This window comes from Arthrobacter sp. MW3 TE3886, assembly GCF_041262145.1.
Taxonomy (GTDB): domain Bacteria; phylum Actinomycetota; class Actinomycetes; order Actinomycetales; family Micrococcaceae; genus Arthrobacter.
The window spans coordinates 2,949,638-2,971,686 of record NZ_JBGCAN010000001.1; the positions used below are offsets into that span (position 1 = coordinate 2,949,638).

At 67.2% G+C, this 22,049-nt stretch carries 25 protein-coding genes; 15 read left to right on the forward strand and 10 right to left on the reverse strand.

What is annotated here, in order from left to right; genetic code table 11:
• The first annotated feature begins 162 nt into the window (after positions 1–162).
• Complete coding sequence (locus tag ABH915_RS13390; RefSeq protein ID WP_018773194.1) at positions 163–549, forward strand: hypothetical protein; 387 nt, start codon at positions 163–165, stop codon at positions 547–549.
• 21 nt (positions 550–570) lie between these two features.
• Here ABH915_RS13390 and ABH915_RS13395 read toward each other — a convergent pair whose 3' ends face one another.
• Positions 571–897 carry a chorismate mutase gene (locus ABH915_RS13395; protein ID WP_370125001.1) on the reverse strand — a complete coding sequence of 109 codons (327 nt, stop codon included), beginning with the start codon at positions 895–897 and terminating at the stop codon, positions 571–573.
• A gap of 14 nt (positions 898–911) precedes the next feature.
• Between ABH915_RS13395 and ABH915_RS13400 the strand changes: the two genes are divergently transcribed.
• Positions 912–1,334, forward strand: a complete 423-nt coding sequence (locus tag ABH915_RS13400; RefSeq protein WP_370122046.1) for a VOC family protein — start codon at positions 912–914, stop codon at positions 1,332–1,334.
• Positions 1,335–1,389: 55 nt separating this feature from the next.
• On the opposite strand, the gene ABH915_RS13405 is transcribed toward ABH915_RS13400, so the two are convergent.
• Positions 1,390–2,136: an SOS response-associated peptidase gene (locus tag ABH915_RS13405; RefSeq protein WP_081801615.1), complete on the reverse strand. Its 747-nt coding sequence runs from the start codon at positions 2,134–2,136 to the stop codon at positions 1,390–1,392.
• Positions 2,137–2,400: 264 nt separating this feature from the next.
• Between ABH915_RS13405 and ABH915_RS13410 the strand changes: the two genes are divergently transcribed.
• From ABH915_RS13410 to ABH915_RS13425, 4 genes are all read left to right on the forward strand, one after another.
• Positions 2,401–2,658 (forward strand): mycoredoxin, encoded by a 258-nt coding sequence (locus ABH915_RS13410; RefSeq protein WP_011692168.1) that lies wholly within the window; start codon positions 2,401–2,403, stop codon positions 2,656–2,658.
• 192 nt (positions 2,659–2,850) lie between these two features.
• The gene (locus tag ABH915_RS13415) at positions 2,851–3,936 is read left to right on the forward strand and encodes an S-(hydroxymethyl)mycothiol dehydrogenase (RefSeq protein ID WP_018773198.1); all 1,086 of its coding nucleotides are present in this window, start codon (positions 2,851–2,853) and stop codon (positions 3,934–3,936) included.
• Positions 3,933–4,595, forward strand: coding sequence for an MBL fold metallo-hydrolase (locus ABH915_RS13420; protein ID WP_370122051.1), 663 nt, complete (start codon positions 3,933–3,935; stop codon positions 4,593–4,595). The genes ABH915_RS13415 and ABH915_RS13420 overlap by 4 nt, the downstream gene beginning before the upstream one ends.
• A gap of 67 nt (positions 4,596–4,662) precedes the next feature.
• Positions 4,663–5,163, forward strand: a complete 501-nt coding sequence (locus ABH915_RS13425; protein WP_370122054.1) for a DinB family protein — start codon at positions 4,663–4,665, stop codon at positions 5,161–5,163.
• Between the two features lie 25 nt (positions 5,164–5,188).
• Here the strand turns inward: ABH915_RS13425 and ABH915_RS13430 are convergent, their stop codons facing one another.
• The 3 genes from ABH915_RS13430 to ABH915_RS13440 form a co-directional block, all read right to left on the reverse strand.
• Positions 5,189–5,926 carry a GAF and ANTAR domain-containing protein gene (locus ABH915_RS13430; RefSeq protein WP_370122056.1) on the reverse strand — a complete coding sequence of 246 codons (738 nt, stop codon included), beginning with the start codon at positions 5,924–5,926 and terminating at the stop codon, positions 5,189–5,191.
• A 66-nt stretch (positions 5,927–5,992) separates the two neighbouring features.
• The gene (locus ABH915_RS13435; RefSeq protein ID WP_370125002.1) at positions 5,993–6,163 is read right to left on the reverse strand and encodes an ANTAR domain-containing protein; all 171 of its coding nucleotides are present in this window, start codon (positions 6,161–6,163) and stop codon (positions 5,993–5,995) included.
• 184 nt (positions 6,164–6,347) lie between these two features.
• On the reverse strand, positions 6,348–6,698 hold the full coding sequence (locus tag ABH915_RS13440) for a GAF domain-containing protein (RefSeq protein WP_370122059.1): 351 nt from the start codon (positions 6,696–6,698) through the stop codon (positions 6,348–6,350).
• Positions 6,699–7,003: 305 nt separating this feature from the next.
• Between ABH915_RS13440 and ABH915_RS13445 the strand changes: the two genes are divergently transcribed.
• Together ABH915_RS13445 and ABH915_RS13450 are read left to right on the forward strand one after the other, a co-directional pair.
• The gene (locus ABH915_RS13445; RefSeq protein WP_370122061.1) at positions 7,004–7,729 is read left to right on the forward strand and encodes a GAF and ANTAR domain-containing protein; all 726 of its coding nucleotides are present in this window, start codon (positions 7,004–7,006) and stop codon (positions 7,727–7,729) included.
• Positions 7,730–7,744: 15 nt separating this feature from the next.
• Complete coding sequence (locus tag ABH915_RS13450; RefSeq protein ID WP_370122064.1) at positions 7,745–8,047, forward strand: hypothetical protein; 303 nt, start codon at positions 7,745–7,747, stop codon at positions 8,045–8,047.
• 135 nt (positions 8,048–8,182) lie between these two features.
• Here ABH915_RS13450 and ABH915_RS13455 read toward each other — a convergent pair whose 3' ends face one another.
• Entirely contained in the window at positions 8,183–8,479 is a 297-nt protein-coding gene (locus ABH915_RS13455; protein ID WP_370122067.1) for a hypothetical protein, read from the reverse strand.
• 470 nt (positions 8,480–8,949) lie between these two features.
• Between ABH915_RS13455 and ABH915_RS13460 the strand changes: the two genes are divergently transcribed.
• On the forward strand, positions 8,950–10,392 hold the full coding sequence (locus ABH915_RS13460) for an AAA family ATPase (protein WP_370122070.1): 1,443 nt from the start codon (positions 8,950–8,952) through the stop codon (positions 10,390–10,392).
• A gap of 27 nt (positions 10,393–10,419) precedes the next feature.
• Here the strand turns inward: ABH915_RS13460 and ABH915_RS13465 are convergent, their stop codons facing one another.
• The gene (locus ABH915_RS13465; protein WP_370122073.1) at positions 10,420–11,208 is read right to left on the reverse strand and encodes a GNAT family N-acetyltransferase; all 789 of its coding nucleotides are present in this window, start codon (positions 11,206–11,208) and stop codon (positions 10,420–10,422) included.
• A 94-nt stretch (positions 11,209–11,302) separates the two neighbouring features.
• Here ABH915_RS13465 and ABH915_RS13470 point away from each other — a divergent pair, with 94 nt between their 5' ends.
• Complete coding sequence (locus ABH915_RS13470; protein WP_370122075.1) at positions 11,303–12,934, forward strand: FAD-dependent oxidoreductase; 1,632 nt, start codon at positions 11,303–11,305, stop codon at positions 12,932–12,934.
• A gap of 54 nt (positions 12,935–12,988) precedes the next feature.
• Positions 12,989–14,248, forward strand: a complete 1,260-nt coding sequence (locus ABH915_RS13475) for a cytochrome P450 (RefSeq protein WP_370122078.1) — start codon at positions 12,989–12,991, stop codon at positions 14,246–14,248.
• Here ABH915_RS13475 and ABH915_RS13480 read toward each other — a convergent pair.
• Positions 14,245–14,844, reverse strand: a complete 600-nt coding sequence (locus ABH915_RS13480; RefSeq protein WP_370122080.1) for a TetR/AcrR family transcriptional regulator — start codon at positions 14,842–14,844, stop codon at positions 14,245–14,247. The two genes, ABH915_RS13475 and ABH915_RS13480, sit on opposite strands and share 4 nt — an antisense overlap.
• Before the next feature lie 138 nt (positions 14,845–14,982).
• Between ABH915_RS13480 and ABH915_RS13485 the strand changes: the two genes are divergently transcribed.
• Both ABH915_RS13485 and ABH915_RS13490 read left to right on the forward strand, forming a co-directional pair.
• On the forward strand, positions 14,983–15,723 hold the full coding sequence (locus ABH915_RS13485) for an SDR family oxidoreductase (protein ID WP_370122082.1): 741 nt from the start codon (positions 14,983–14,985) through the stop codon (positions 15,721–15,723).
• Positions 15,724–15,777: 54 nt separating this feature from the next.
• Entirely contained in the window at positions 15,778–16,404 is a 627-nt protein-coding gene (locus tag ABH915_RS13490; protein WP_370122085.1) for an NADPH-dependent F420 reductase, read from the forward strand.
• Positions 16,405–16,438: 34 nt separating this feature from the next.
• Here ABH915_RS13490 and ABH915_RS13495 read toward each other — a convergent pair whose 3' ends face one another.
• Both ABH915_RS13495 and ABH915_RS13500 read right to left on the reverse strand, forming a co-directional pair.
• Positions 16,439–16,927 carry a hypothetical protein gene (locus ABH915_RS13495; protein WP_370122088.1) on the reverse strand — a complete coding sequence of 163 codons (489 nt, stop codon included), beginning with the start codon at positions 16,925–16,927 and terminating at the stop codon, positions 16,439–16,441.
• 32 nt (positions 16,928–16,959) lie between these two features.
• Positions 16,960–19,506 carry an AMP-binding protein gene (locus tag ABH915_RS13500; protein WP_370122091.1) on the reverse strand — a complete coding sequence of 849 codons (2,547 nt, stop codon included), beginning with the start codon at positions 19,504–19,506 and terminating at the stop codon, positions 16,960–16,962.
• 212 nt (positions 19,507–19,718) lie between these two features.
• On the opposite strand from ABH915_RS13500, the gene efeO reads away from it, so the two are divergent.
• Together efeO and efeB are read left to right on the forward strand one after the other, a co-directional pair.
• A complete protein-coding gene (gene efeO / locus ABH915_RS13505) occupies positions 19,719–20,645 on the forward strand; it encodes an iron uptake system protein EfeO (RefSeq protein ID WP_370122094.1) in 927 nt (308 codons plus the stop codon).
• A complete protein-coding gene (efeB, locus tag ABH915_RS13510; protein ID WP_370122097.1) occupies positions 20,642–22,036 on the forward strand; it encodes an iron uptake transporter deferrochelatase/peroxidase subunit in 1,395 nt (464 codons plus the stop codon). Before efeO ends, efeB begins: the two co-directional genes overlap by 4 nt.
• The last annotated feature ends 13 nt before the right edge of the window (positions 22,037–22,049 follow it).

Here is a 22,049-nt window from a genome sequence, read left to right on the forward strand (position 1 = left end):
ATTCAGCGCCCTGTGTTGCAGCGCCTTCTGTTGCAGCGCCTCTGTTATTCGATCCCCGTATTTATTCGAACATATCTTCGAATAAATACAGTCTACGTCGGAGAGGCGACAAAACCCAGATCGGGGGTGGACGGACGATTGCACAGGTAGCAGGATTGAGCCATGAGCTCCCATATCGCACTCCTGAAGCACGTAAAGATCGCCGCCAAGAATTCAACCTTGGTGGCGACCTTCGATATAGACGGAAATATCCCGGGGCAGGGCGCCTACGTGGTGGGCCTGCTGGCAGCCGGGCCGGACTACTCCCATCAGCGCAGACTGGGCATTGAGTTCATGAACGGCGAGGCCGTGTCCTTCTACTACTTCAACCATGACGGCACGGAAGAGAACTTCGACCTCAAAGGCGTGGAACACTCAGGAAACACCATCACCGGGAACTTCCCCATTGCAACTGTGCTTGGCCTGCCCAAGGGCCATCTCATGACGGCCTTCAGCGACTGTGACGGCCGGGATTACCAGGCCAACGTGCCTGTTGAAGAGGCCCTCTAGGCAACTTCTTATGGGCTCCCGCTAGGAAGTGGACTTGTACACTTCCAGCTCGAGCGTGATGAAGGCATCGATCATCGCCCGGTAAGTCTTCTCGACAAGTTCGACGTCGATGTCCTTCTTTTCCGCCGTGGCGCGGACATGTTCGATGACCCGCTCCACACGCCCGGGCGCACGGACCTCGGCGCTGTCCGCCTTGAGGGTCCCCGCGATCCGGATCAGCCGCTCGCGGCGCCCGATCAAGGACACAATCTGCTCGTCCACCTCGTCAACAGCCACCCGCACGGCGGCGAGCTGTTCGCGGTCGGCCTGGTTGGCCTTGTCGTCTGCGTGATTTGTGGGCATGTGCATGACAGTATCGAAAGATGCAGCCACGAGTCGACTTCATATCGCTAGGTGTCCGCAGTGTTGACACCTCACGCCGCTTCTACGTCGAGGGCCTCGGCTGGCCGGCCCACCGGGAAGTCCCCGGGGAGGTGCTCTTCATCCAGGTCAACCACGGGCTCATCCTCTCGCTCTGGGACGCGGGCCAGATGCAGTCCGAAGCGGCCACCGATCCCCCTGCCGGCATTGCGAGCATTACGCTCAGCCACAACCTGGCCAGCACGGCGGAAGTCGACCGGGTGATGGCCGAGGCCGAGACCGCGGGAGCCCGCATCGTTGCGGCGCCGAAGACCCAGCCCTGGGGTGGCTACACCGGCTACTTCGCCGATCCCGACGGCTACCGCTGGGAAGTCGCCTTCAACCCCGGCTGGTCGGTCGACGGCGGCGGCAAAGTGACGCTCTGACCCAGGGGCCCAACGCCCCCACGCGGGGCAGTCGCTGGATGTGCCGGGGCACCCGCTAGAACAGGCTCCCGACCGGCTGGATGAGTTCCGGTGAGTCATTCTTGACGTTCCCGACGGCGGTGCCGACGGCGTCGATCGTCCAGCCCTCCGCCACGTCGTGCGCCCCGGCCCGGACCAGATCCACGAGCCCGGCCGCGTCATCGGCCTGCGGGTCCAGCCAGGTCTGCATGGTCTCGCGGTTCATAGGCAGCGGAACCCTGTCATGCAGCGCGGTCAGCTCGGCCAGCATCCCCCCGGCGTAGCCCTCCGGCGGCGAGTCGGTGGTCATGATCGAGGTCGAAAGCATCCAGCGCTCCGGGTCGCCCTCCGCCTTGGACGGGTCCCGCCACCATTCATAAAGCCCGGCGAAGACAATGGGGCGTCCGTCCTTGGGATGGACGTAGTAGGGCTGCTTGGTGCGGCCCTCACCCTTCCACTCGTAGTAGCCGTCCGCCGGGACGGCGCAGCGGCGTGCGCGGGTCGCTTTCCGGAAGGCTGGCTTCTCCAGCACGGTCTCGCTGCGGGCATTGATCATCTTGGACCCGATGCCCGGGTCCTTGGCCCAGGACGGCACCAGGCCCCAGCGCGCAATGTGCAGTTGACGGACCGGCTCCCCCTCCACCAGCCGTTCGAGCAGGATCGGCACATCCGCAGTCGGGGCCACGTTCCACGACGGTGGAATCGCGATCTCATCCTCCAGCCCGGCATCGAATTCGGCCAGCAGGTCTCCGACGGCCCGGGCCATCACATAGCGTCCACACATGGCACCAGCATGCCACCGCACCCATCCCATGTCATCCGCCCCAGCCTCCCGGCTGAGCCCCGCCGAGGTCGCCGGAAACCTGCGATTTCGCCGGAGCTTTGCGGCGACTCCGCTGCTTTCCCGCGAATTCGCATCCGCCCCAGCCTCCGTCACGCGCCTGCGGGAATAGCGGGCTGCGGGGTACGGTTGTTGGCAGTGACGTACGACTTCCGTGGGCGACCGGCCCGACATGCCGGCCCCAACCACTTACTTGAGGAGAACTTCGTGGACTTCACCCCCGAATCCGGCACCATCACCATGTTTTCGACCACGTGGTGCGGCTACTGCAACCGGCTGAAGAAGCAGCTGGACGCGCAGGGCATCGGGTACACCGAGATCAACATCGAGGAAGTTGAAGGCACCGCCGATCTCGTCGAGCAGCTCAACGGAGGCAACCGCACAGTCCCCACCGTGCTGTTCCCGGACGGCACCGCCGCCACCAACCCCTCCGCAGCAGAGGTCAAGAGCCGGCTCGCCGCCTAGGCCCTTCCTGCATCCAAGGACACCACCAAACTACGACGGCGCGGCCTCCCAAGGGCCGCGCCGTCGCCCGTTGCGCCAGCAACCAGTAAGTTGCGCCAGCAACCAGTAAGTTGCGCCAGCAACCAGTAAGTTGTGCCAGTAACCAGTAAGTTGTGCCAGTAATCCGCGTTCCAGAGCAGAGGAGCTTGTTTCATGGTCCATAAAGTCAAGGCCGCAGTAGTCCGTTCCAAGAACGCCGACGTCACCCTGGAGACAATCCTGGTGCCGGACCCCGGCCCCGGCGAGGCCCTCGTGGACATCCTGACCTGCGGTGTCTGCCACACCGACCTGCACTACAAGCAGGGCGCCATCAACGACGACTTCCCCTTCCTGCTCGGCCACGAGGCCACCGGCGTCGTCAGTGCCGTCGGACCCGATGTCACCGAGGTCGCCCCCGGGGACCGCGTGGTGCTGAACTGGCGGGCCGTCTGCGGCGAGTGCCGCGCCTGCCGCCGGGGTCAGCCGCAGTACTGCTTCAACACCCACAACGCCACCCAGAAGATGACGCTGGAGGACGGCACGGAGCTGACGGCCGCGCTGGGCATCGGCGCCTTCGCCGAGAAGACCCTCGTGGCGGCCGGCCAGTGCACCAAGGTGGACCCCGACGCCGATCCCGCCGCCGTCGGCCTGCTCGGCTGCGGCGTCATGGCAGGCATCGGCGCGGCGATCAACACCGGAAACGTCCAGCGCGGCGATTCGGTCGCCGTGATCGGCTGCGGCGGAGTCGGCGTGGCCGCCGTCGCCGGCGCGGCGCTCGCCGGAGCCACCACGGTGATTGCCGTCGACATCGACGCCAAGAAGCTCCAGCGCGCCAAGGACCTCGGCGCCACCCACACGGTGGACTCCTCCGCCGGCGACCCCGTCGAAGCGATCCGCGAACTGACCGGCGGTTTCGGCGCCGATGTGGTGATCGACGCCGTTGGCCGCCCGGAAACCTACAAGCAGGCCTTCTACGCCCGGGACCTCGCCGGCACGGTGGTCCTGGTGGGTGTGCCGAGCCCCGAGATGACACTTGAACTGCCGCTGCTGGATGTGTTCGGCCGCGGCGGCTCGCTGAAGTCCTCCTGGTACGGCGACTGCCTGCCTTCGCGCGACTTCCCCACGCTCATCAGCCTCTACCGGCAGGGCAAGCTGGACCTGGACGCCTTCGTGACGGAGCGGATCACGATCGACCAGATCGAGGAAGCCTTCACGAAGATGCACGCCGGCGCCGTGCTGCGCTCGGTGGTGGAGCTGTGAACGCCGGCTCTGAGAGCATCCGGATCGACCGGCTGGTGACCTCCGGGACGTTTTCCCTCGATGGCGGGACCTGGGATGTCGAGAACAACGTCTGGATCCTCGGGGATGACACCGAATGCGTCATCATCGACCCGGCCCACGATCCCGCTGCCGTGGCCGCCGCCGTCTCGGGCAGGAAGGTCACGGCAATCCTGCTCACGCACGGCCACGATGACCACATCCGCGCCGTGGGCGAGGTCCGGTCGCTCGTAAACGCGCCCGTGTACCTGCACCGGGACGACTGGATGCTGTGGGAGCGGGTCTTCCCCGGCACCGAGCCGGACCACGCCATTGCCGACGGCGACACGTTCGACGTCGCGGGGGCAAGGCTCGTGGCACTGCACACCCCCGGCCATTCGCCCGGGTCGGTGTGCTTCCTTCTCGAGAGCGAGGGCACCGTGCTTAGCGAAAAAACGGTGTTCAGCGGGGACACGCTGTTCCAGGGCGGCCCCGGGGCGACGGGCCGTTCCTTCAGCGACTTCCCGACCATCATCGAGTCCATCCGGGCCCGGCTTCTGCCGCTCCCGGCCGGCACGACGGTCCGGACCGGCCACGGGGATCCGACGACGATCGGCGCCGAGGCACCGCATCTTGAGGAATGGATCGCGCGGGGACACTGACCGCGTCCAGGCAATGGCCCGGTCCACCGCTTCCGGACCGGGCCTTTCCGCCATAGGATGTGACGCCATGAGCTCTCTCCCCAGCAAGGATCCGGCAGTACTGACCGCGGACCTACGGACCCAGTTCGATACGTTCCTCGATGAACATCGTGCGGACCTGCACGCCTGCCTGGACGGGCTCACCGAAGAGGAGGCCCGGGCCTCGCTGGTGACGTCGCGGACCACCCTGCTGGGGCTGGTCAAACACGCCGCCTTCGTGGAGAAGGTCTGGTTTGATGAGGCCATCACGTGCCGGTCCCGGGCGGAGATCGGCATTCCGGCCACCCCCGACGAATCGTTTATCCTGGCGGAGGAGGACACCATCGCGGGCCTCCAGGCCGCCTACCTCCAGGCCTGCGAGGACTCACGCCGTCGGGCCGCTTCCCTCGATCTTGACGACCTTGTCAGGGGCAACCGGCGCGGCCCGCTGCCGCTGCGGTGGGTCTACCTGCACATGCTCAGGGAACTCGCCCAGCATTGCGGGCACGCGGACATTTTGCGCGAGCAGATCCTGGCAGCGCGCACCTGACGGCACCGGCCCCCGGGCCGGGGCCTCACAACTCGAAGCGTGAACGAATATCTGTGGTGCCGGCAATGGCGGCAACGATTGAGGCCGCGACCTCGCGCAGCTTGCAGTTGCGGGCGTTGGAGGCTCTGCGGAGCACTGTGAAGGCCTCATCCGGCGGGCATCTGTTCTGGGCCATCACCGCGCCGATTGCCATGTCGATGACCGTACGTGATTTCATTGCGGCCGCAAGGTCGTCGCGGGCGCTCCTGAGGCGGTCGATCCGCAAGGTCAGGCGCAGGGGCCCGGAGAGCTGCCGGGCAATGTTTTCCGCGGCGAGGATCTCGCCGTCCGTAAAACCGGAACGGTGTGTGGCATAACAGCTCAGGGCGGCCCGGCTGTCGTCGTCCAGATCGATGGGGACCACGAGCACCCCAACGTAGCCCCGGCCTGCGGCCGCTTGACCGAATTCGGGCCACTGGCTTTCGCGCGCCGCGTCCCTGACGTATAACGTGTGCGCTCCGTCCAGTGCGGTGATGCAGGGGCCCGCGCCGGCTGCGGCCTGAAGCTCTTCAAGTTCGAATGCCCGCCGGCTGCCGGCACGGATCGCGACGGGCTTCTTAGGCCTTGCGACAGTTAAGGCGCAAATGACTTCCCGCTCCGCGTGCGAAAGCCCGGCGGATGCATGTTGTGCCAGTTCGCCCAGAAATTCTTCCAGGTCCTGGCTGGTCAGGACGAGGTCCTGCAGCTCTTCCGCCGTCCTGAAACGCTGCCCCGCAATTTCCATCCCGGCTCCTTCCGGCCGTATGCCCCCGGGCAATTTTACCTTGCGGGCACCGGGGCGGGACGGGTCCTACTGCCCGGAATCAGCGGAAGGGCCGTTGGGCCGATCAGCCGGTCCGGGGTCCGGCGCGGAACCCGCGAGGATGTCTGCGGCGATGTCATGCATGCGTGTGCCTTGGATTGCCGCCGCACGGCTTATCAACGCCAACGCCTGGTCGTGGCTGCACCGGTTCTGGGCCATGACCAGCGCGACGGCGGCATCAATCACGGCGCGGGACTGGAGAGCCGACCGCAGATGTTCCGGGTAGGGACTGGCCGGATGAACCCTGAGGGCGAGACGGAGAATGTTGGAGATCGACGACGCATATTCCCGCACCTGTTCGACGATGCCCGATTCGAATACCCCCGTTTCGGATGAATGGCAGTTAAGTGCCGCTGCTGACCCGTTGTCGGTGGGGGATCGGCACGGCGAGCACCGATCTAACGTTTTCTTTGGACATGTTGCGGGCGTAGGGAACCCAGCGCGGATCCGTTCCGACTTCGGTCACCAAGACGGTTTGAGCGGTCCGCAGCGCGGTCAGGCAGGGCCCGTCGTGAAGGCTGTACTGGATCTCATCCAGGCGTTGCGCTTCGGGTCCGCTACTGGCGACGGTGGCTGGACTCCCATTGCGTTCAACCGTTATGGCACACATCATGGGATGTTTGCCCGCAAACGCGGCGGCCGCCAGTGTGGAAAGGCTGAGGAGGAAATCGGTGAATCCCGGGCTCTCCAGCAACAATTCTTGGAGCTGTTCCGCGGTCGGCGCAGCCCCTGGTTGTGAAGTGACGGCGTCCTCTTCCTGTGGGTCGCCCTTGCAGGAGCCCAGTTTTGGGATGCGCGCTCTAGGTCGTACGCAACCTGGGTGCGAAGAACGTCGGCCGGTCGAACTCTCCGGGGGTATCTCCTCCTTTCACCCTACGCGCGGTGCTGCGTGGTGAACAGGTGTCCTGCGGCCCGTGGCCGGTTATGCTGGAATCCGCAGCCGCAGCGCCCCGCCGTGGCACAGTGAAAACGGCGCAGTGGAATCTGTCGAGGTGGAACATGGAAACCGACCTGCCCTTGGCAGAGGAGCTCACCGCGGTCTTCGCGCGAGCGTCCCGGATGCTGCTGACCGAGGAAACCGTGGCGCACGCCCTGCAGTTGATCACCGATGCCGCCGTCGCCGCCATTCCCGGGGCGATGGGGTCAGGAGTCAGCCTGATGAAACCCTCGGGTGAGCGGCTCACGGCTGCATCCTCAGGTGGCGAGATTGTTTCGCAAGCAGATGGACTGCAGTTTGAACTCGGCGAAGGTCCGTGCCTGACTGCGTGGGCAACAGGTCAGCCCGTGCTCGTCAGCGATGCCGCTGCTGATCCCCGGTGGCCCGGCTGGAGTGCGGCGGTGGCTTCGATGGACGTCGGCTCAGTCGCCAGCAGCCCGTTATTGACCGGGACCACGGCCGTGGGGGCGGTCAAGGTCTACGCCCGCGACCCGGACCACTTCGATGCCCGCACCGTCCGGCTGCTGGCCCTGTTTGCTGAGCAGGCAGCGTTGTTTGTCGTTCACGCGCAAGCTCGCGAGGCTGCCGCGGCCCTGAGTCAGCAACTCCAGCACGCCCTGTTCCAGCGCGACACCATCAGTGTGGCCAAGGGCATGCTGATGGCACGGGACAACACCGGAGAGGACGATGCCTTCCGGACTCTGATCGCCATGTCACGTCGGTCGGGGGAAACATTGCATGAGACCGCGGCGGCGTTGGTCCGCTTCTCTGCGCCGTCCGGCACCTAAACACAAGGCGGAACTATGGCCTTGAGCAATGAAGAAAGCGAGCAACGTCGCGGGATCACTGCTGCGCTGTCCCACACCGGGCTCAACGTCGATGAACTTTGGCTGAAATACTTCACCCTGGGCGGCCAGGCCGGTGAGTTGGAAGTGGAGGCGTATCTGCACGGTGCGATGTCTCTGCCGGACCTTCAGCGCGACATCCTAGCCCATGCCGTCAACGAACGACTGGATGCGCTCAACTCCACCGCGCCGCGGGCACCTTACAGCAGGCCGGCCACTGGTACCCCCGACGAGGACTCCGGACCCGACCAGCGCCCGTGATGGCCGTGCGCGGGTGGCAGCTCAGTCCGCCGCCGGGCACCAGCGGGGTCCACCGCCGGATTTGCACGATGGGTGCGTTTGAGCGCGGATGCGGCCACCCCCGATGCGTTTTCACAGGGCCGCATCCGCGCCGGCCTAAGGGAACCCGGGATCGGGCTTTTGGTCACGCGCGCCGGACCGCCTGCCGGCGTGCCGGCGGCGTGATAGCGCCCCGATCACGCCCAGGTGCCGCTCCCAGCGCCGGCCGCGGCCGCGCAGTTCCGCGTTGATGATCCGCCGGAGCTCTGACGCTGCGTCTTCGATGGCCGGTTCCTGGCACTGGACCAGCGCCTGCCGCAGTTGCAGGAGGTCGCCCGTCGGCACCTGGGGCCAGTGCCGGAAGGTGTAATAGATCCTGCCGCCTGGGGGCTGCTGTGACCGTCTGCCGGTCATGTTGCACCGCCCCGGCCAGGCCCCGGTGAGGAGGAGCGCATAGAAGCGGGCCGGCCGACTGCCGCGAGTGTTCGAGGGCCGGACACGGCGAACTGGGCGACAACAGTGCCGGCGGTCAAGTGGCCAATTGGCGTCAGAGCGAACGCCAGCGGGTCCACGTCGGAACTGACGGCGACATCGATTCTGGTGGGCATGAGGCTGGAACTCCCCGCAACGAAGATTGCAGCCGCTTCCTGACCAAAATCAGAATATCAATTGCATTTGCCGCACAAAAGGAAAAGAGAGTAACAATCAATAGGCGGATTTCCCGGCCGGTAAGCCCGTAGCTCCCCCGTGCCGGCCTTCCCCAACCGCCGAACCGACAACATGCTCCGTACGTCCTCGTCAGAAGACCGGGTGCTGTTCCAGACCCTAGCGCGAGCTGTGCTCGCCGCGCCACACCCGATTTGCGGCGCTGGTAGGGTCAGCGCATGGATGAAATTTTGGGGAAGTTCATCGACAATTTCGCACGGCTCGTGGAGCTTGCGCAGTCCGGGCAGCAGCGGGTGCAACCGGGAACCCAACTGCTGACTACGCTGACCGAGCATTTGGCGGTCCGGGCCGAATCAGTGTCCGTAGTAGTTGAGGAGATTCCGCCGCACCGGTTCGTGGACGCAGACATCCTCATGGAGGAGCTCGCCGCGGAGGATCCTGAGTTCCGGCTCGTGGGCATCGGCGGCGGCGACCAGCGCCACCATCACTCGCTGAGCGACATGCTGCAGCAGTCCCAGCTATTTCCGCAATTCCCCCTGTCCCAACCGGACTACGCCAACCTCGCTGTCGGGCCGGACGAACAACGGCAGGCCGTGGCCCTGGGGCTGTGGCTGTTCAGCCACGGAGGCAGCCCCATCGCCGTGCTACAGCGGGACGCCAACCCCCGGTATGGCCGGCAGTCCGCGTCCCTTGAAGTTTTGGCCGGCGCCACAGATAGGGCCGCCCGGTTCCTCTCGGAGTTCCGGCGCCGGATGCAGCACAACAGCGTGCTCAAGGGGCAGGTCATTTCCCTGGTGATGGGTGAGTATGGTCCCAGTGCGGCCGGGGTAACCTTTCATGCGCGGCCGGTCCTTGGCGCGACGGATGTCATCCTGCCGGACGGCCTGCTGGAGAAAGTGTCGGACCACGCACTGGGTATCGCCGAGCACCGTGAGTCCCTGATCAAGTACGGCCAGCACCTCAAACGCGGCGTCCTGCTCTATGGCAGGCCGGGGACGGGCAAGACCCATACGGTGAGGTATTTGTTGAGTCGGAGCGAAGGTGTCACAGCAATCCTGCTTTCGGGGGGATCGCTCGCCAGGATCTCAGAAGCGGCCACCATGGCCAGGGCGCTGCAGCCCTCCATCGTGGTTCTGGAGGACTGCGACCTCATCGCCGAGGACCGCAGCTTCGGGCACGGGCCTCAGCCGCTGCTGTTCGAGGTGCTGGACGCCATGGACGGTCTGGCCAGCGACGCCGATGTGGCGTTCGTCCTTACCACCAACCGCGTGGACATGCTCGAACGCGCCCTGGCACAGCGCTCGGGCCGCGTGGACCTGGCCGTGGAAATTCCCATGCCTGCCCAGGCGGAGCGGGTTGCGCTGATCAGACTGTATGCCCGTGGTATTCCCTTCAGCCCGAACTCGATTGAAGATGCCGCCGCCCGCGCCGACGGCACCACCGCCTCGTTCGCGCGCGAACTCGTCCGCCGTGCGGTCGTTGCCGGAGCATTGGAAGGCGTGCCGGTGGCGGACATTCATCTCGTGAAGGCTGTGGATGACCTGATGGCCGACAGCGCCGCCCTCACCCGAAGCCTCCTCGGCAGCGGCGCCGGGGGCGACGCTGAGGGCATGGGAGGGCCGTTCCCCGGACCGCCGGCGACCTTTCGTCCCGGGGGCTAGGAATGCCCGCGCCCAGTGTCTGGGCCGTCAGCGCCGCCACCGGTACGGCGTGGTTGTGGACACCCGGCGCAGACCATAGCGTTCCAGGATTGGTCGCGAATATTCGGTCGAGTCACTGTGGATGAGTTTCTTACCGAGCGTTAGTGCGGCGCGAGCCCGGGCGGCGGTGAGGGCCCGGTAAATACCCCGGCCGCGCCATTCGGCCCGCGTTGCCCCGCCCCAGATGCCCGCGAATTCTGTGTCCGGCACCGGTTCGAGACGGCCCGCGCTCACGATCAGTCCTTCGTGTTCGGCTACCCACAGTTCCATGCCGTCGTCGCGTGCCACGCGACGCAGGATCGCCTCAGCGTTGCCGTCGGAGGGGTCGACGCCGAAAACCTCGTCCTGCATTGCGCTCATCGCCCGGATGTCCCGTTCCGCGCTCACCCGTCGCAGGCTGACGCCGGGCGGGAGCTGAACCTCCACATTCAGCGAGTGGGCCGGCCCGATCATGACCGATTCGGTCTCATCAGGTTCAAATCCGTTGTCGAGCAGTGCGCCATGGAGTCCGGGCGCATGATCGTGACCACGGGTTTTCCACTCGACCCGCGCGATCGCGGGATCGCTGCGATAAAACGCGAGCGCTTCGGCCACCCAACCCGCAATCGTCCGGGCATCGGCCCCATCGAGGTCCTGATAGGTCACGAAACCCCTGCCGCCGGCGAAGGTCACCAGCCGCAGCGGGCCCAGCCGTTCAACGCCGGTGGCGCTGGGGGTCTCGGCATCTGTCCGGAGCTGCCGGTCGTACGCCATGAGAAGTTCTTCAGAAAGAGTCATCGGCCTCCACGGTACAGCCAGAGAACTACCTCTTCCACGGCCAGCCGCCGAGGCTTAGACTCGATTCGCTTGACCAAACAGGGAGAAGTCCGGCATGAGGCTCGTCGTCGATCTCACAAAATGCCAGGGTTACGCACAATGCGCCTTCCTCGCCCCGGACGTCTTCACCATCCAAGGGGACGAGGCCCTGACGTACGACCCCGACCCTGACGACGCGCAGCGCACGAGGATCCGGCGGGCCGCCGCGGCGTGCCCTGTACAGGCCATCCGACTCGACCAGCTTGAGGAGCCGCGCAGCCCGCGGCCTCCCATGGAAGCCCCGGGAACGGCAGCCGCAGGCGGGAGCAACGGGGGCACGTTCAAACGATCCGGAAGGATCGTCATCGTGGGCACGTCTCTGACCGGGTTGCGCGCGGCGGAGCGGCTGCGCGAGGAAGGGTTCGCAGGCTCGCTGACCCTGATCGGCGAGGAAACGCACGAACCGTATGACCGGCCGCCGCTGTCGAAACAGGTCCTGACCGGTACGGTGCGCTCCGATGACACGTCGCTGCCACGCCGCCGGACAATCGACGCAGACTGGCGTCTGGGCGTCGCCGCCACGGGTCTGGATCTGGCCGCCAGGCAGGTGCATCTCGCCGACGGCAGCCGGATCGGATTCGACAAGCTGTTGATCGCCACCGGCGTGCGGGCCCGTTCCTGGCCAAACGCGGCGGAGGCGGCGCTGGCAGGCGTGCTGACCTTGCGGACCCGGGAGGACGCGGCAACGCTTCGGCAGCTCCTGGCCGCGCGCCCTCGCCGGGTCCTGGTCATTGGCGCCGGGTTCATCGGCTGCGAAGTCGCTTCGGTGTGCCGCGAACTTGGCCTGCCGGTCACCGTGGCGGAGGCTGGTCCGGCACCGCTCGGCGCAGCGCTGGGCAGCGTGATCGGTGCAATTGCCGGAGAGCTGCAGATCGAGAACGGCGTGGATCTGCGCTGCGGCGTCAGGGTCGTCTCGCTGGAAGGCGATGCCGGCGGACAGCTGCGCCGCGCCCGCCTCTCCGATGGCACCACACTTGACGTGGATATCGCGGTCGCCGCGCTCGGGACTGTCCGCAACGGTGACTGGCTCGCCGGTTCCGGATTGGCGAGCGGTGTGTGGGGCGTCGCGTGCGACGCCGGCTGCCGCGCTTTCGACGCCAACGGGCTGGTCACCGATGACGTCTTCGTCGCCGGCGACGTGTCCCGCGCCCCGCAGCCGATGTTCGGCTACCAGTTCCTCGCCGTCGAGCACTGGGGCAACGCGATCTCCCAGGCCGAGGTTGCGGCGCACAACATGGTGAGCGGCGAGACCGAACGGTGGCCGCACCTGGCGGTGCCTAAGTTCTGGTCCGTCCAGTTCGGCACCGAAATCAAGAGCGTGGGCGTACCCTCGGTCGCCGATCAGGTCGCCATCGTGCAGGGATCGGTGGCCTCGCGCCGGTTCCTGGCGGTTTACGGCTACAAGGGCCGCATCGTGGCCGCGGTGGCCTTCAACCAGAACAAATGGCTTGACTTCTATGAACCGCTGATCGAGCAGGCGGCGTCCTTCCCGCCCTCGTTCCACCATGTTGACGAGCCCGCCGATGCGCAGCCGGTGCCGGCCGGGTTCCAGCCCGCCGCCAGCCCGACCCAGGATGCGACCGTCGTGGTGACCGGCCACTATCCCAATGAGCGGCGCGCCAGATTGACTGACCGCCGCCTCCCGTAACGCGCCGCCCGGAGACCGGCACCCACCGGCCCCACGACCCTAGGAGCCTTCGCCATGGCACAGCCCACCATCTGGGAGCAGATCCTCGACACCGCCAACCGGGCGAACCCCTACCCGTTCTACGAGGAGCTCCGCAAGACCCCTGTGACACGTCTTCCGGACGGAAGCTATCTGGTGAGCACCTACGCGGAAATCGCCGCCCTGTTGCACGATCCGCGGGTCAGCTCAGACATCGCCAGGAACCCGGCAGCCGCCGCGGCGGGCGCGGCCGCCACCGGCGAGGACGGGGACGGCGACGGCGCGGGCATGACGCCGACTTTCCTCAGCATGGATCCGCCTGACCACGACAAGTTTCGACGGATCACCATGCGGCACTTCGGCCCGCCTACGACTCCCGGCAGGGTGGCCGGGATGGAGGAGCGGATGGCGGAAATTGTCACCGGCCTCGTCGACGACATGGCGGACCGCAGCCGGATCGACGTCGTCGATGACCTGGCGTATCCGCTGCCCGTCACGGTGATCTGCGAACTTCTCGGTGTGCCCCCAGGCGATGAACAGCGCTTCCGGATCTGGGTGGACGTTGCCCTGCAATCTACGGATCCTGGTCTCGATCCCGAAACCCAGCAAAAGAAGAGGCTCGAGGCCGGCAAAGAACTGCGTGCATTCATGCAGGAACTGGTCGACGCCCACCGGCGGGCACCGGGGAATGACCTGCTTTCCGCGATGGCCACCGATGATGGCCCCGAAGGGCGCATGCCGGACGAACAACTGGTGAGCACCGGGCTTCTCCTGCTCATCGCCGGACACGAAACCACCGTGAACCTCATCTCCAACGGCGCACTGACGTTGCTCCGTCACCCCGCCGAGCTCCAGAGGCTGCGCGGTGACCCGGGTCTGGCCATCCCGATGGTCGAGGAACTGCTCCGCTACGAGCCGCCCGTCCATTTCATCCCGTTCCGCACCGCCCTCGACGACATCGAGATCGCCGGCACCACCATCCCGGCCGGCGCCTCCTTGACCCTGGTCCTCGCCGCGGGCAACCGCGACCCCGCCCACGTCACAGACCCCGGCCTCTTCATCCCCGACCGGCGCAACAACCAGCACCTCGGCTTTGGTGGCGGCGTCCATCTTTGCTTCGGGGCGCCCCTGGCCCGTCTTGAAGCGCAGGTCGCCCTCACCCAATTCGCCACCAGGCTGGAGAACCCGCGGCTGGTCTCCGACCCGCCGCCGTACCGGCCGAGCCCTTTCCTGCGCGGCCCCTCCCACCTTCCGATAGACATCGACGGCGTCCTCGCCCCTGGCCATACAGGCTAGTCGCAGGCGGCAGCGATCAACTGTCGCACCAGGGCGAGTCCCTGCCTGGCCGGGCCGTCCGCCCCCAGGACGGCGGCCGTTGACAAGGTGCCGTTGAGTACCAGCAGGAGTTGCTCCGCCAGGACCTGCGGGCTATTTGCGCCGGCGCTCTCAGCGAGGGCGCGGAACCAGTCGCAGACCTGCAGTTTGTGGACCACCGCTACGGCGTGGGCGGGGTGGGCCGGATCGGGGAACTCCGTGTGGGTGTTCAGCATCGGACATCCCCGATACATCGCGCCGCTGATATCCCCCGCCGTGACCTCGAAGACGGCCAGGATCTTGCCGCGGGGATCTTCCACTTCGTCGGCAGCCGCGTGCATCCGCTCGAACCAGGCGTCCGCACGCTCCTGGACGTAGGCCGTCGCCAGGTCGTCCTTGGTGGGGAACTGACGGTAAACGGTGGCGTTGCCAACGCCGGCTTCCTTGATGATCTGGTCCATGCCGACTGCCCGGATGCCCTGGCGGTAGAACAACGGGCTTGCCGAGGCCAGCACATGCTGTCGGTTTTCTGCGGCCGTCTTGCGCGCCATGCTCTTCCCACCGTCTCTCTGGGTCACTGTCTTCGCTCCTCCTCCGGCCCGCGCCGGCGGAAGAAGTTCTCCTACAGTTTGACAGACGGAACGTTCCGTCACAAGATGAATGAGAACGTTCCGTCACATAGTCGGAATGCAACCGAACTGAACGGATTCCTTGCCATGACTGCTGTTTCACAGAACCTGCCCGCCGCCCCCGTTCTGGCGGGCAAGCACGTCGTCGTCGTCGGCGGCACCTCCGGCATCGGCCGCGCCGCTGCGGAACAGGCCCTGGCTGCCGGCGCGAGCGTCACGGTTGCCAGCCGTGACCCGCAGCGCGCAGAGGGCACCTTCAGCGCGCCCGTGCGGACCGAGCCGGTCGACATTTCGGACACCGCATCGGTTGAAGCCCTGTTCGAACGGATCGGTGCGTTCGATCACCTGGTCCTGTCCGCCGGGCCGGGTGCGATGGGTTCGGTGCGCGAACTTTCTTCCGCCGCCGCCCGGCCGTTCATGGACATCAAGTTCTGGGGCTACTACGACGCCGTCCGCGCAGCGTCCGGCGCGATCGCCCAGGACGGGTCGATCACCATGGTTGGCGGCGGCGCCAGCCGCAAGCACGCCCCCGGCCGGCCCGTCATGGCCGCCGTGAACGCCGCCCTCGAGGCATTCGGCAAGGCGAACGCCCTGGACCTGGCCCCGGTCCGCGTCAACGTGATCGCCCCCGGCCTCGTCGACACCCCGGCATACGCCGGCATGCCCGAGGAAATGCGCCAGGGCATGTACGCCGACTACGGCAGCGCCGTTCCCGCCGGCCGCGTGGGCAACGCCCAGGACGTGGGCTCCGCCGCGCTGTTCCTGATGACCAACACCTTCGTCACGGGGACGGTCCTCGACGTCGACGGCGGCGTGCACGTCAGCTGACGCTCCCCACCGACCCTGCGCCACACCACCTGCACCCCGAATGGAGAACCCCTCATGACCCAGCCCAAGATCGCCGTGATCGGCGCCGGCATCATCGGACGCACTCTCGCCCGCCGCTGGACCGAAGCCGGCTACCCGGTGACGTTCGGCGCCCGCTCCCCTGAGGACGCAGACCTCACCGACTACGCCGACAGCATCGGAGCTGCACGCGACACCATCAACGCCGCGATCACCTCCGCAGACGTCGTCCTCCTTGCCATCAACGGCGCCGCCATGGAACAGGCCGTACCTGCCATGGCCGCCGCCATCGGCCACAAGATCGTCATCGACGCCACCAACAACACCGGCGGCACCACCATGAACAGCGTCGCCTTAATCAGCGAGCATGCGCCGGCCGCGCGTGTCTACCGGGCGTTCAACAGCCTCGGCTGGGAAAGCTTCGCCGACGCCAATTACGACGGCGTGAACGGCGACATGCTCTACGCCGGCCCCGCGGGCACCGGCCAGGAAACGGTGGAACAGCTCATCAGCGCCACCGGCCTCCGGCCCATCCGCGTCGGCGACGCCGCCAAGGTCGGCATCGTCGATGACTTCGTCAAGCTCTGGTTCGCCCTGGCATTCGAACAGGGCCTGGGCCGCGGTGTGGGCTTCAAGATCCTCACCCGGGATCTCAAGGAGTAAGCCTCTGCTCGCGTCACCCGCTGGGGAGTGCACTTCAGCGGGTGACCGTCAGTGGCGTCATTGGCGCCGCACAGGACAGCCGTTCCAGGCGGACGTCGCCAGCGCCCGCCACGCGGTTGTTCCTGCCGGTGTCATCGCACCAGTCAACGTTGTAGGGCATAGCGGTTACGACGGCATCCCCCACGGCCGTCCGGGCGGGTACAACAAATGTGTACGTGAACCCGCCGGCGTCGTTCATGGCGGCGGTGGTGTTGACGACTTCCACGCCTGTTGCGTCGGTGACGCTCACCTGGATGCGCGCATTCTTGCCGTAGCGGGGATTGCAGTCAGCGTCCGGCGCTGCCACCGTCACGCTTTGCCCAGGCGCGGCCGTCGTCGGAGTCAGCGAATAGGCGGGCGGGAAGCACGGCGGCTCCCCGTCAGTGGAGGACGCGCACCCCGGGATCGCGGCAACGAGTGCCAATGCGCCCACCGTGGCACTGATCGCGGAGTGCCGACCACGGTCCTTCCAATTGAGAGCCATGCCGTCAGTGTCGCTGGTACGGCACCCGCCGCCTACCGTTGTGCTGCATTCGTGCCCGGATCGTTGCCTGCGCGTGTACGCCACCGGCTGACTGCGCTCATCACCCGCCCGCATAGCGCCCAGTAGGCCACGCCCGCGGCCAACGAGCCTGCCACGGCCAAAGCGGGGCTGATCGCGGCCAGCGGCGGGTAGACCACCCAGTGGACCAGATACGCGTAGAGGGAGGCGCTGGCGAGCACGACCATGAGGCGGCGGAGGACCTTCGGCACCGGAATGCCGGGCAGCCAGATGAGCAGCAGGATCCCGGCGAGCAGAGTGGCCTCCCGGCCCGGATTCTCGAAGAATCCCGGAACGGTGGCTGCTGCAGTGACAGAGACCAGGCAACGCTGGGCGATGGTCCGGGACCGTGCAATAGCCCAACCGAGCGCGAAGAGCCAGAGCGCAGGCGCCGTGTGCGGCACTCCGGGGTTCACCAGCTCATACCGGGTCAGGAGCCCCACGCCGGTCAGCGCCAGCGGAAAGAGCAGGGGGAAGCGCCGCTCGGCGCGGTCCGCCCACGGAATGGCCAGCAGTGCCGTCGCCGCGAGAAGCAGGTAGAGGAGAATTTCGATGAACCAGAAATGCCACTGGGTGGTCACCGCCTCCGGCCCGAGGACGGCGTTGAGCAGCAGGATATTGGCGGGTGCGTAGTAGTCGGTGGTCAGGTACGCCACCGCAATGAACGCCATGCTCGGCACCACGATTCTTGCCACACTCGACAGCTGCCGCCGCAGCCGCGGGACCCGCTTCCCGGAGAGCTGGAAGCGGGCGAAATTGTAACCGGCTACCGCCATGAGCACGTGGGCCGCACCCTGCCAGCTGAACAGACCGACGTGCGTGCTGACGATCAGGACGATCCCGACGGCCCGCAGCACGACGGTCGTTTCCACGGGCGCAACGAACCGCCGGCGCTTCCGGGCCGGTGCACTGCGCGGCGGCGGCTCCAGGTCCCGGACCGGCGTCACGTGCCAGTTGGGCGGGAGATGGCCCAGGGCCTGTTCCAGCCGCACCGAGGCGGCCACGTAGGACAGTGAGTCCCCGCCCAGGGACACGAACGTGTCATTGGGCGCGATGTCGGCGCACTCCAGGGCGTCCTGGAAGATCCTCCGGACGCTGTCCGGAGGACTATTGTCCGGGCCGCCGGTTTCCGCCGTGGGGGCGGGTTCCGGCCGGGACAGGGCCAGGACGGCCTGGTAGTCGAGCTTGCCCGTTGCCAGGCGCGGGAGATGTTCGACGGCGTGGACCTCCAGGGCCGCCCGCGGCAGCCCCATGCCCTGGGCGAGGACCTTGCCCAGCAGGTGCGCGTCGTGGTCGCCTTCGACGGCGACGACGACGCCGTCGTCCGTCCCGGCGCTGGCCGCCTGCATACCGAGGTCCGCCAGGAGCCGCTCGACCTGTCCCAGGTCAACGCGCAGCCCCACGATCTTGACGAACCGGCTGCGCCGGCCCACGACTTCGTAGACGCCCGCCGGGTGCAGCCGGGCGAGGTCGCCGGTGCGCAGCTCCGCAACGGACCGGCCCGCAGCGAGGTCCGCCGGGCATTCGGCATAGCCAAGCATGACGTTGGCGCCGCTGTAGACAAGTTCGCCGTGTTCCAGCCCCGGTACGGGGTCGATCCGGAACGAGCCGCCGGGCACCGGGATGCCCACCGCGCCAGGGACTTCGGCCGCCAGTTCCGGAGGCAGGTACGCCATCCGGGCCGTCGCTTCGGTCTGGCCGTACATCACGAAAAATTCCCAGCCGTTGCGGCGGCCCAGTTCGGCGTATTTCCGCACCGATTCCGGCCCCAGCCGGCCCCCGGCCTGGGTGACGTAGCGCAGGCCGGGCAGGTCCATGTCCGCGAACCCGACGCGTTCCAGCAGGTCAAAGGTGTACGGAACGGCCGCGAAGGACGTAGCTGCCCGGCGTCGGAAAAGCTCCCAGAAGCATGGATCAACCACGGAAAGGTCGGTCAGGACCAGTCCGGCGCCGCGGAGCAGGTGGCTGTTGATCACGGACAGTCCGTAACAGTAGGACGTCGGCAGGGTCGTCGCCGCACGGTCGTCGGGCCCGATGTTCAGGTATTCGGCAATGGACTCGGCGTTGGCCTGCAGGTTCGCATGAGAGAGCCGGACAAGCTTGGGCGAGCCCGTGGATCCGGACGTGCTGAGCAGGAGGGCCAGGTCCGGGTGAAGCTCGTGGCGGGTGCCGGGCCGGCGTTCGTCCATCAGGAGCTGCCCGGTGCCGGACCGGACAACGACGTCGGGGTCGTAGGCCGCGACGAGGGATTCCAGGGCGGCCGGCTTGTCCTCCGGCAGGAGAATCAGCGGGTGGCCGCCGACCAGGGCCGCCAGATAGACCACAAGGGAGTCGAGGTCGTTGGCGGCGGCGAGCGCCACGAGGCGCCGGGTGGTGCCAAGCCGGAGGGAGAAGGCATCGACCCTCTCCGCCAGCTCCCGGTACGTCATTGCCAGGGTGTCGGTGAGGATGGCAGGGCTGTCCCCGTGGCTCGCAAGATCGGCGGCAAAGGGCACCCGCATGAAGTCAAGCTGCGTGGTCACCCGGATGACTTTATTAGATTAGGCTTACCTAAACCAAATTAGGGTATGAAAGGTTTGCGTAATCCCCGCCGATGGGTATCCTCCTTACTTAGGAGTGCCTAAGTCGGGCTTGCGTCGGCGGTATTGCCGAGGGAAGCCCACATGGTCCCGCACTCCCGGCTTCCGCACCCCAGCACAGCGCCGTTCCACCCGTCCGATCCAAGGAAAGACCCATGCCCAGCATCCCCCTGCCCAAAACCACTCCCCGGCTCCGGAAGACGCTTGCCCTGTTGGCCGCGGCAACCGCGGTTCCGCTTGCCCTGGCCGGCTGCATGGACACCCCAAAGACCCCGGGCGACGCCGCCGCCGGCCCCGTCCAGGTCAGCAGCAGTCCCGCCGTCGACGCCAAACTCCAGGCCCTGCTGGACACCGGCACCCGGCAGTACTCCGCTTATGTCAAGGACCAGACCGATCAGCTGCTTGACGGCACGAAGGCGTTCGCGGCGGCTTACGCCGCCGGGGACGCAACGAAGGCCCGCGGGCTCTATGCCGAGACGCGCATGCACTGGGAGCGCATCGAGCCGGTGGCCGAGTCGTTCGGGGACCTCGACCCCAAGCTCGATGCCCGTGAAGCCGACCTCGAACCCGGCCAGGAATGGACCGGCTGGCACCGGGCAGAGAAGGACCTGTTCCCGCCGGCCGGCTACACCCCCCTCGCACCGGCGGCGCGTGCCGCCATCGCCACGCAGCTCGTTGCCGACACCGAGGACCTGGCCCAGCGGACCCGCACAGTGGAACTCTCCGCGGACAAAATCGGCAACGGTGCCAAGGAGCTCCTGGACGAAGTAGCCACCGGCAAAGTCACCGGGGAGGAAGAAATCTGGTCCCACACCGATCTCTGGGACTTCCAGGCCAACGTTGACGGAGCCCGGACCGCCTTCGAAAGCCTGAAGCCGGTGCTGGCGCAGAAGGACCCGGCCCTGGCCGCAGCGCTCGAGGCCAAGTTCGCAGCCCTGCAGGCCGGGCTCAAGCAGCATTCCACCGGCGCAGGCTTCGCCTACTACAACGACCTCAGCCAGGCCCAGGTCCAGCAGCTCGCCTCCCTGGTGGATGCCCTGGGCGAGCCCTTGGCCAAGCTCACGTCGGCAGTAGTCCTGTGACCGGCTGCCCCTTCGGCGGCAGCCCCGGCCAGACCCCCGACGGCGGCACTCCGGAATCAGCCAAGGCACCGGGAGCCCCGGCCTCGCCCGCGCCGTCCGCAGCCCCCGGTTCGGGAAAGGGCCGGCTGTCCCGCCGCGGGCTCCTATCCCTCGCAGGAGCCGGCGGCGCGGGCGCCGTCGCCGGCCTGGCGGCTGGCCTCCTCAGCCACGACGCCGTGACGGCAGCGGCCGCGCCGCTGGCGGCGCCCGGCGACATCATCCCCTTCCACGGTGACCGGCAGGCCGGCATCGTCACGCCGGCCCAGGACCGCCTTCACATTGCAGCCTTCGACCTCGTCACGGAGAACCGCGCCGAGCTCATCCGGCTCCTGAAGGACTGGACGGCGGCCGCTGCGGCCATGACCGCGGGACGCAGCACGGGCAGCAGCGGCGCCGTCGACGGCCCCTACGACGCCCCGCCCGAGGACACGGGAGAAGCTTTGGACCTGGGGGCCGGCAAACTCACCCTCACCTTCGGGTTCGGCCCCGGCCTGTTCGGGAAGGACGGCAAGGCCCGCTTCGGACTCGAGGGGCGCCGACCGGACGCCCTGATCGACCTGCCGCACTTCCCCGGCGACGACCTCCAGCCCGGACGCACCGGCGGCGACATCGTGGTGCAGGCCTGCGCGGACGACCCCCAGGTGGCCGTCCATGCGATCCGCAACCTTGCCCGCATCGGCTTCGGGCAGACCCGCGTCCGCTGGTCCCAACTGGGCTTCGGGCGGACGTCCTCCACGTCGCGGTCCCAGACCACCCCGCGGAACCTTTTCGGCTTCAAGGACGGCACCAACAACCTCAAGGCCGAGGACACCGCCCTGCTCGAGGAGCACGTATGGGCAGGCCGGGGAACGCGTCCGGAAGAGGGCTGGATGGCCGGCGGCACGTACCTGGTGGCGCGCCGGATCCGGATGCACATCGAAATCTGGGACCGCACCTCGCTGCGGGAACAGGAAGCGCTGATCGGGCGGACCAAGGGCGCAGGGGCCCCGCTCTCCGGAGGCGAGGAATTCACCGCCCCGGACTTCGAGCTCCAGGGGCGCAGCGGGGAACCGCTGATCCCGCTGGACGCCCACGTCAGGCTCGCGCACTCAAGCCAGAACGACGGCGTCAAGATGCTCCGTCGCGGCTACAACTACACCGACGGCTCGGACGGCCTGGGGCACCTCGACGCCGGACTGTTCTTCATCGCGTTCGTCACGGACCCCAGGACCCACTATGTGCCCATGCAGCTGGCCATGGCGAAGGAGGACACGCTGGCTGTGGAATACCTTAAACACACCGGCTCGGGCCTGTTCGCGGTTCCGCCGGGCACCAGGGCGGGGGGCTTCGTCGGCGAAGGTCTCTTCACGTGACGGATTCCTTCGG

Coding starts and splice junctions, on each gene's coding strand:
- ABH915_RS13390 (WP_018773194.1), top strand. CDS start 163: ATGAGCTCCCATATCGCACTCCTGAAGCACGTAAAGATCGCCGCCAAG.
- ABH915_RS13395 (WP_370125001.1), bottom strand. CDS start 897: ATGCACATGCCCACAAATCACGCAGACGACAAGGCCAACCAGGCCGAC.
- ABH915_RS13400 (WP_370122046.1), top strand. CDS start 912: ATGCAGCCACGAGTCGACTTCATATCGCTAGGTGTCCGCAGTGTTGAC.
- ABH915_RS13405 (WP_081801615.1), bottom strand. CDS start 2,136: ATGTGTGGACGCTATGTGATGGCCCGGGCCGTCGGAGACCTGCTGGCC.
- ABH915_RS13415 (WP_018773198.1), top strand. CDS start 2,851: ATGGTCCATAAAGTCAAGGCCGCAGTAGTCCGTTCCAAGAACGCCGAC.
- ABH915_RS13425 (WP_370122054.1), top strand. CDS start 4,663: ATGAGCTCTCTCCCCAGCAAGGATCCGGCAGTACTGACCGCGGACCTA.
- ABH915_RS13430 (WP_370122056.1), bottom strand. CDS start 5,926: ATGGAAATTGCGGGGCAGCGTTTCAGGACGGCGGAAGAGCTGCAGGAC.
- ABH915_RS13435 (WP_370125002.1), bottom strand. CDS start 6,163: ATGGCCCAGAACCGGTGCAGCCACGACCAGGCGTTGGCGTTGATAAGC.
- ABH915_RS13445 (WP_370122061.1), top strand. CDS start 7,004: ATGGAAACCGACCTGCCCTTGGCAGAGGAGCTCACCGCGGTCTTCGCG.
- ABH915_RS13450 (WP_370122064.1), top strand. CDS start 7,745: ATGGCCTTGAGCAATGAAGAAAGCGAGCAACGTCGCGGGATCACTGCT.
- ABH915_RS13455 (WP_370122067.1), bottom strand. CDS start 8,479: ATGACCGGCAGACGGTCACAGCAGCCCCCAGGCGGCAGGATCTATTAC.
- ABH915_RS13460 (WP_370122070.1), top strand. CDS start 8,950: ATGGATGAAATTTTGGGGAAGTTCATCGACAATTTCGCACGGCTCGTG.
- ABH915_RS13465 (WP_370122073.1), bottom strand. CDS start 11,208: ATGACTCTTTCTGAAGAACTTCTCATGGCGTACGACCGGCAGCTCCGG.
- ABH915_RS13470 (WP_370122075.1), top strand. CDS start 11,303: ATGAGGCTCGTCGTCGATCTCACAAAATGCCAGGGTTACGCACAATGC.
- ABH915_RS13475 (WP_370122078.1), top strand. CDS start 12,989: ATGGCACAGCCCACCATCTGGGAGCAGATCCTCGACACCGCCAACCGG.
- ABH915_RS13485 (WP_370122082.1), top strand. CDS start 14,983: ATGACTGCTGTTTCACAGAACCTGCCCGCCGCCCCCGTTCTGGCGGGC.
- ABH915_RS13490 (WP_370122085.1), top strand. CDS start 15,778: ATGACCCAGCCCAAGATCGCCGTGATCGGCGCCGGCATCATCGGACGC.
- ABH915_RS13495 (WP_370122088.1), bottom strand. CDS start 16,927: ATGGCTCTCAATTGGAAGGACCGTGGTCGGCACTCCGCGATCAGTGCC.
- efeO (WP_370122094.1), top strand. CDS start 19,719: ATGCCCAGCATCCCCCTGCCCAAAACCACTCCCCGGCTCCGGAAGACG.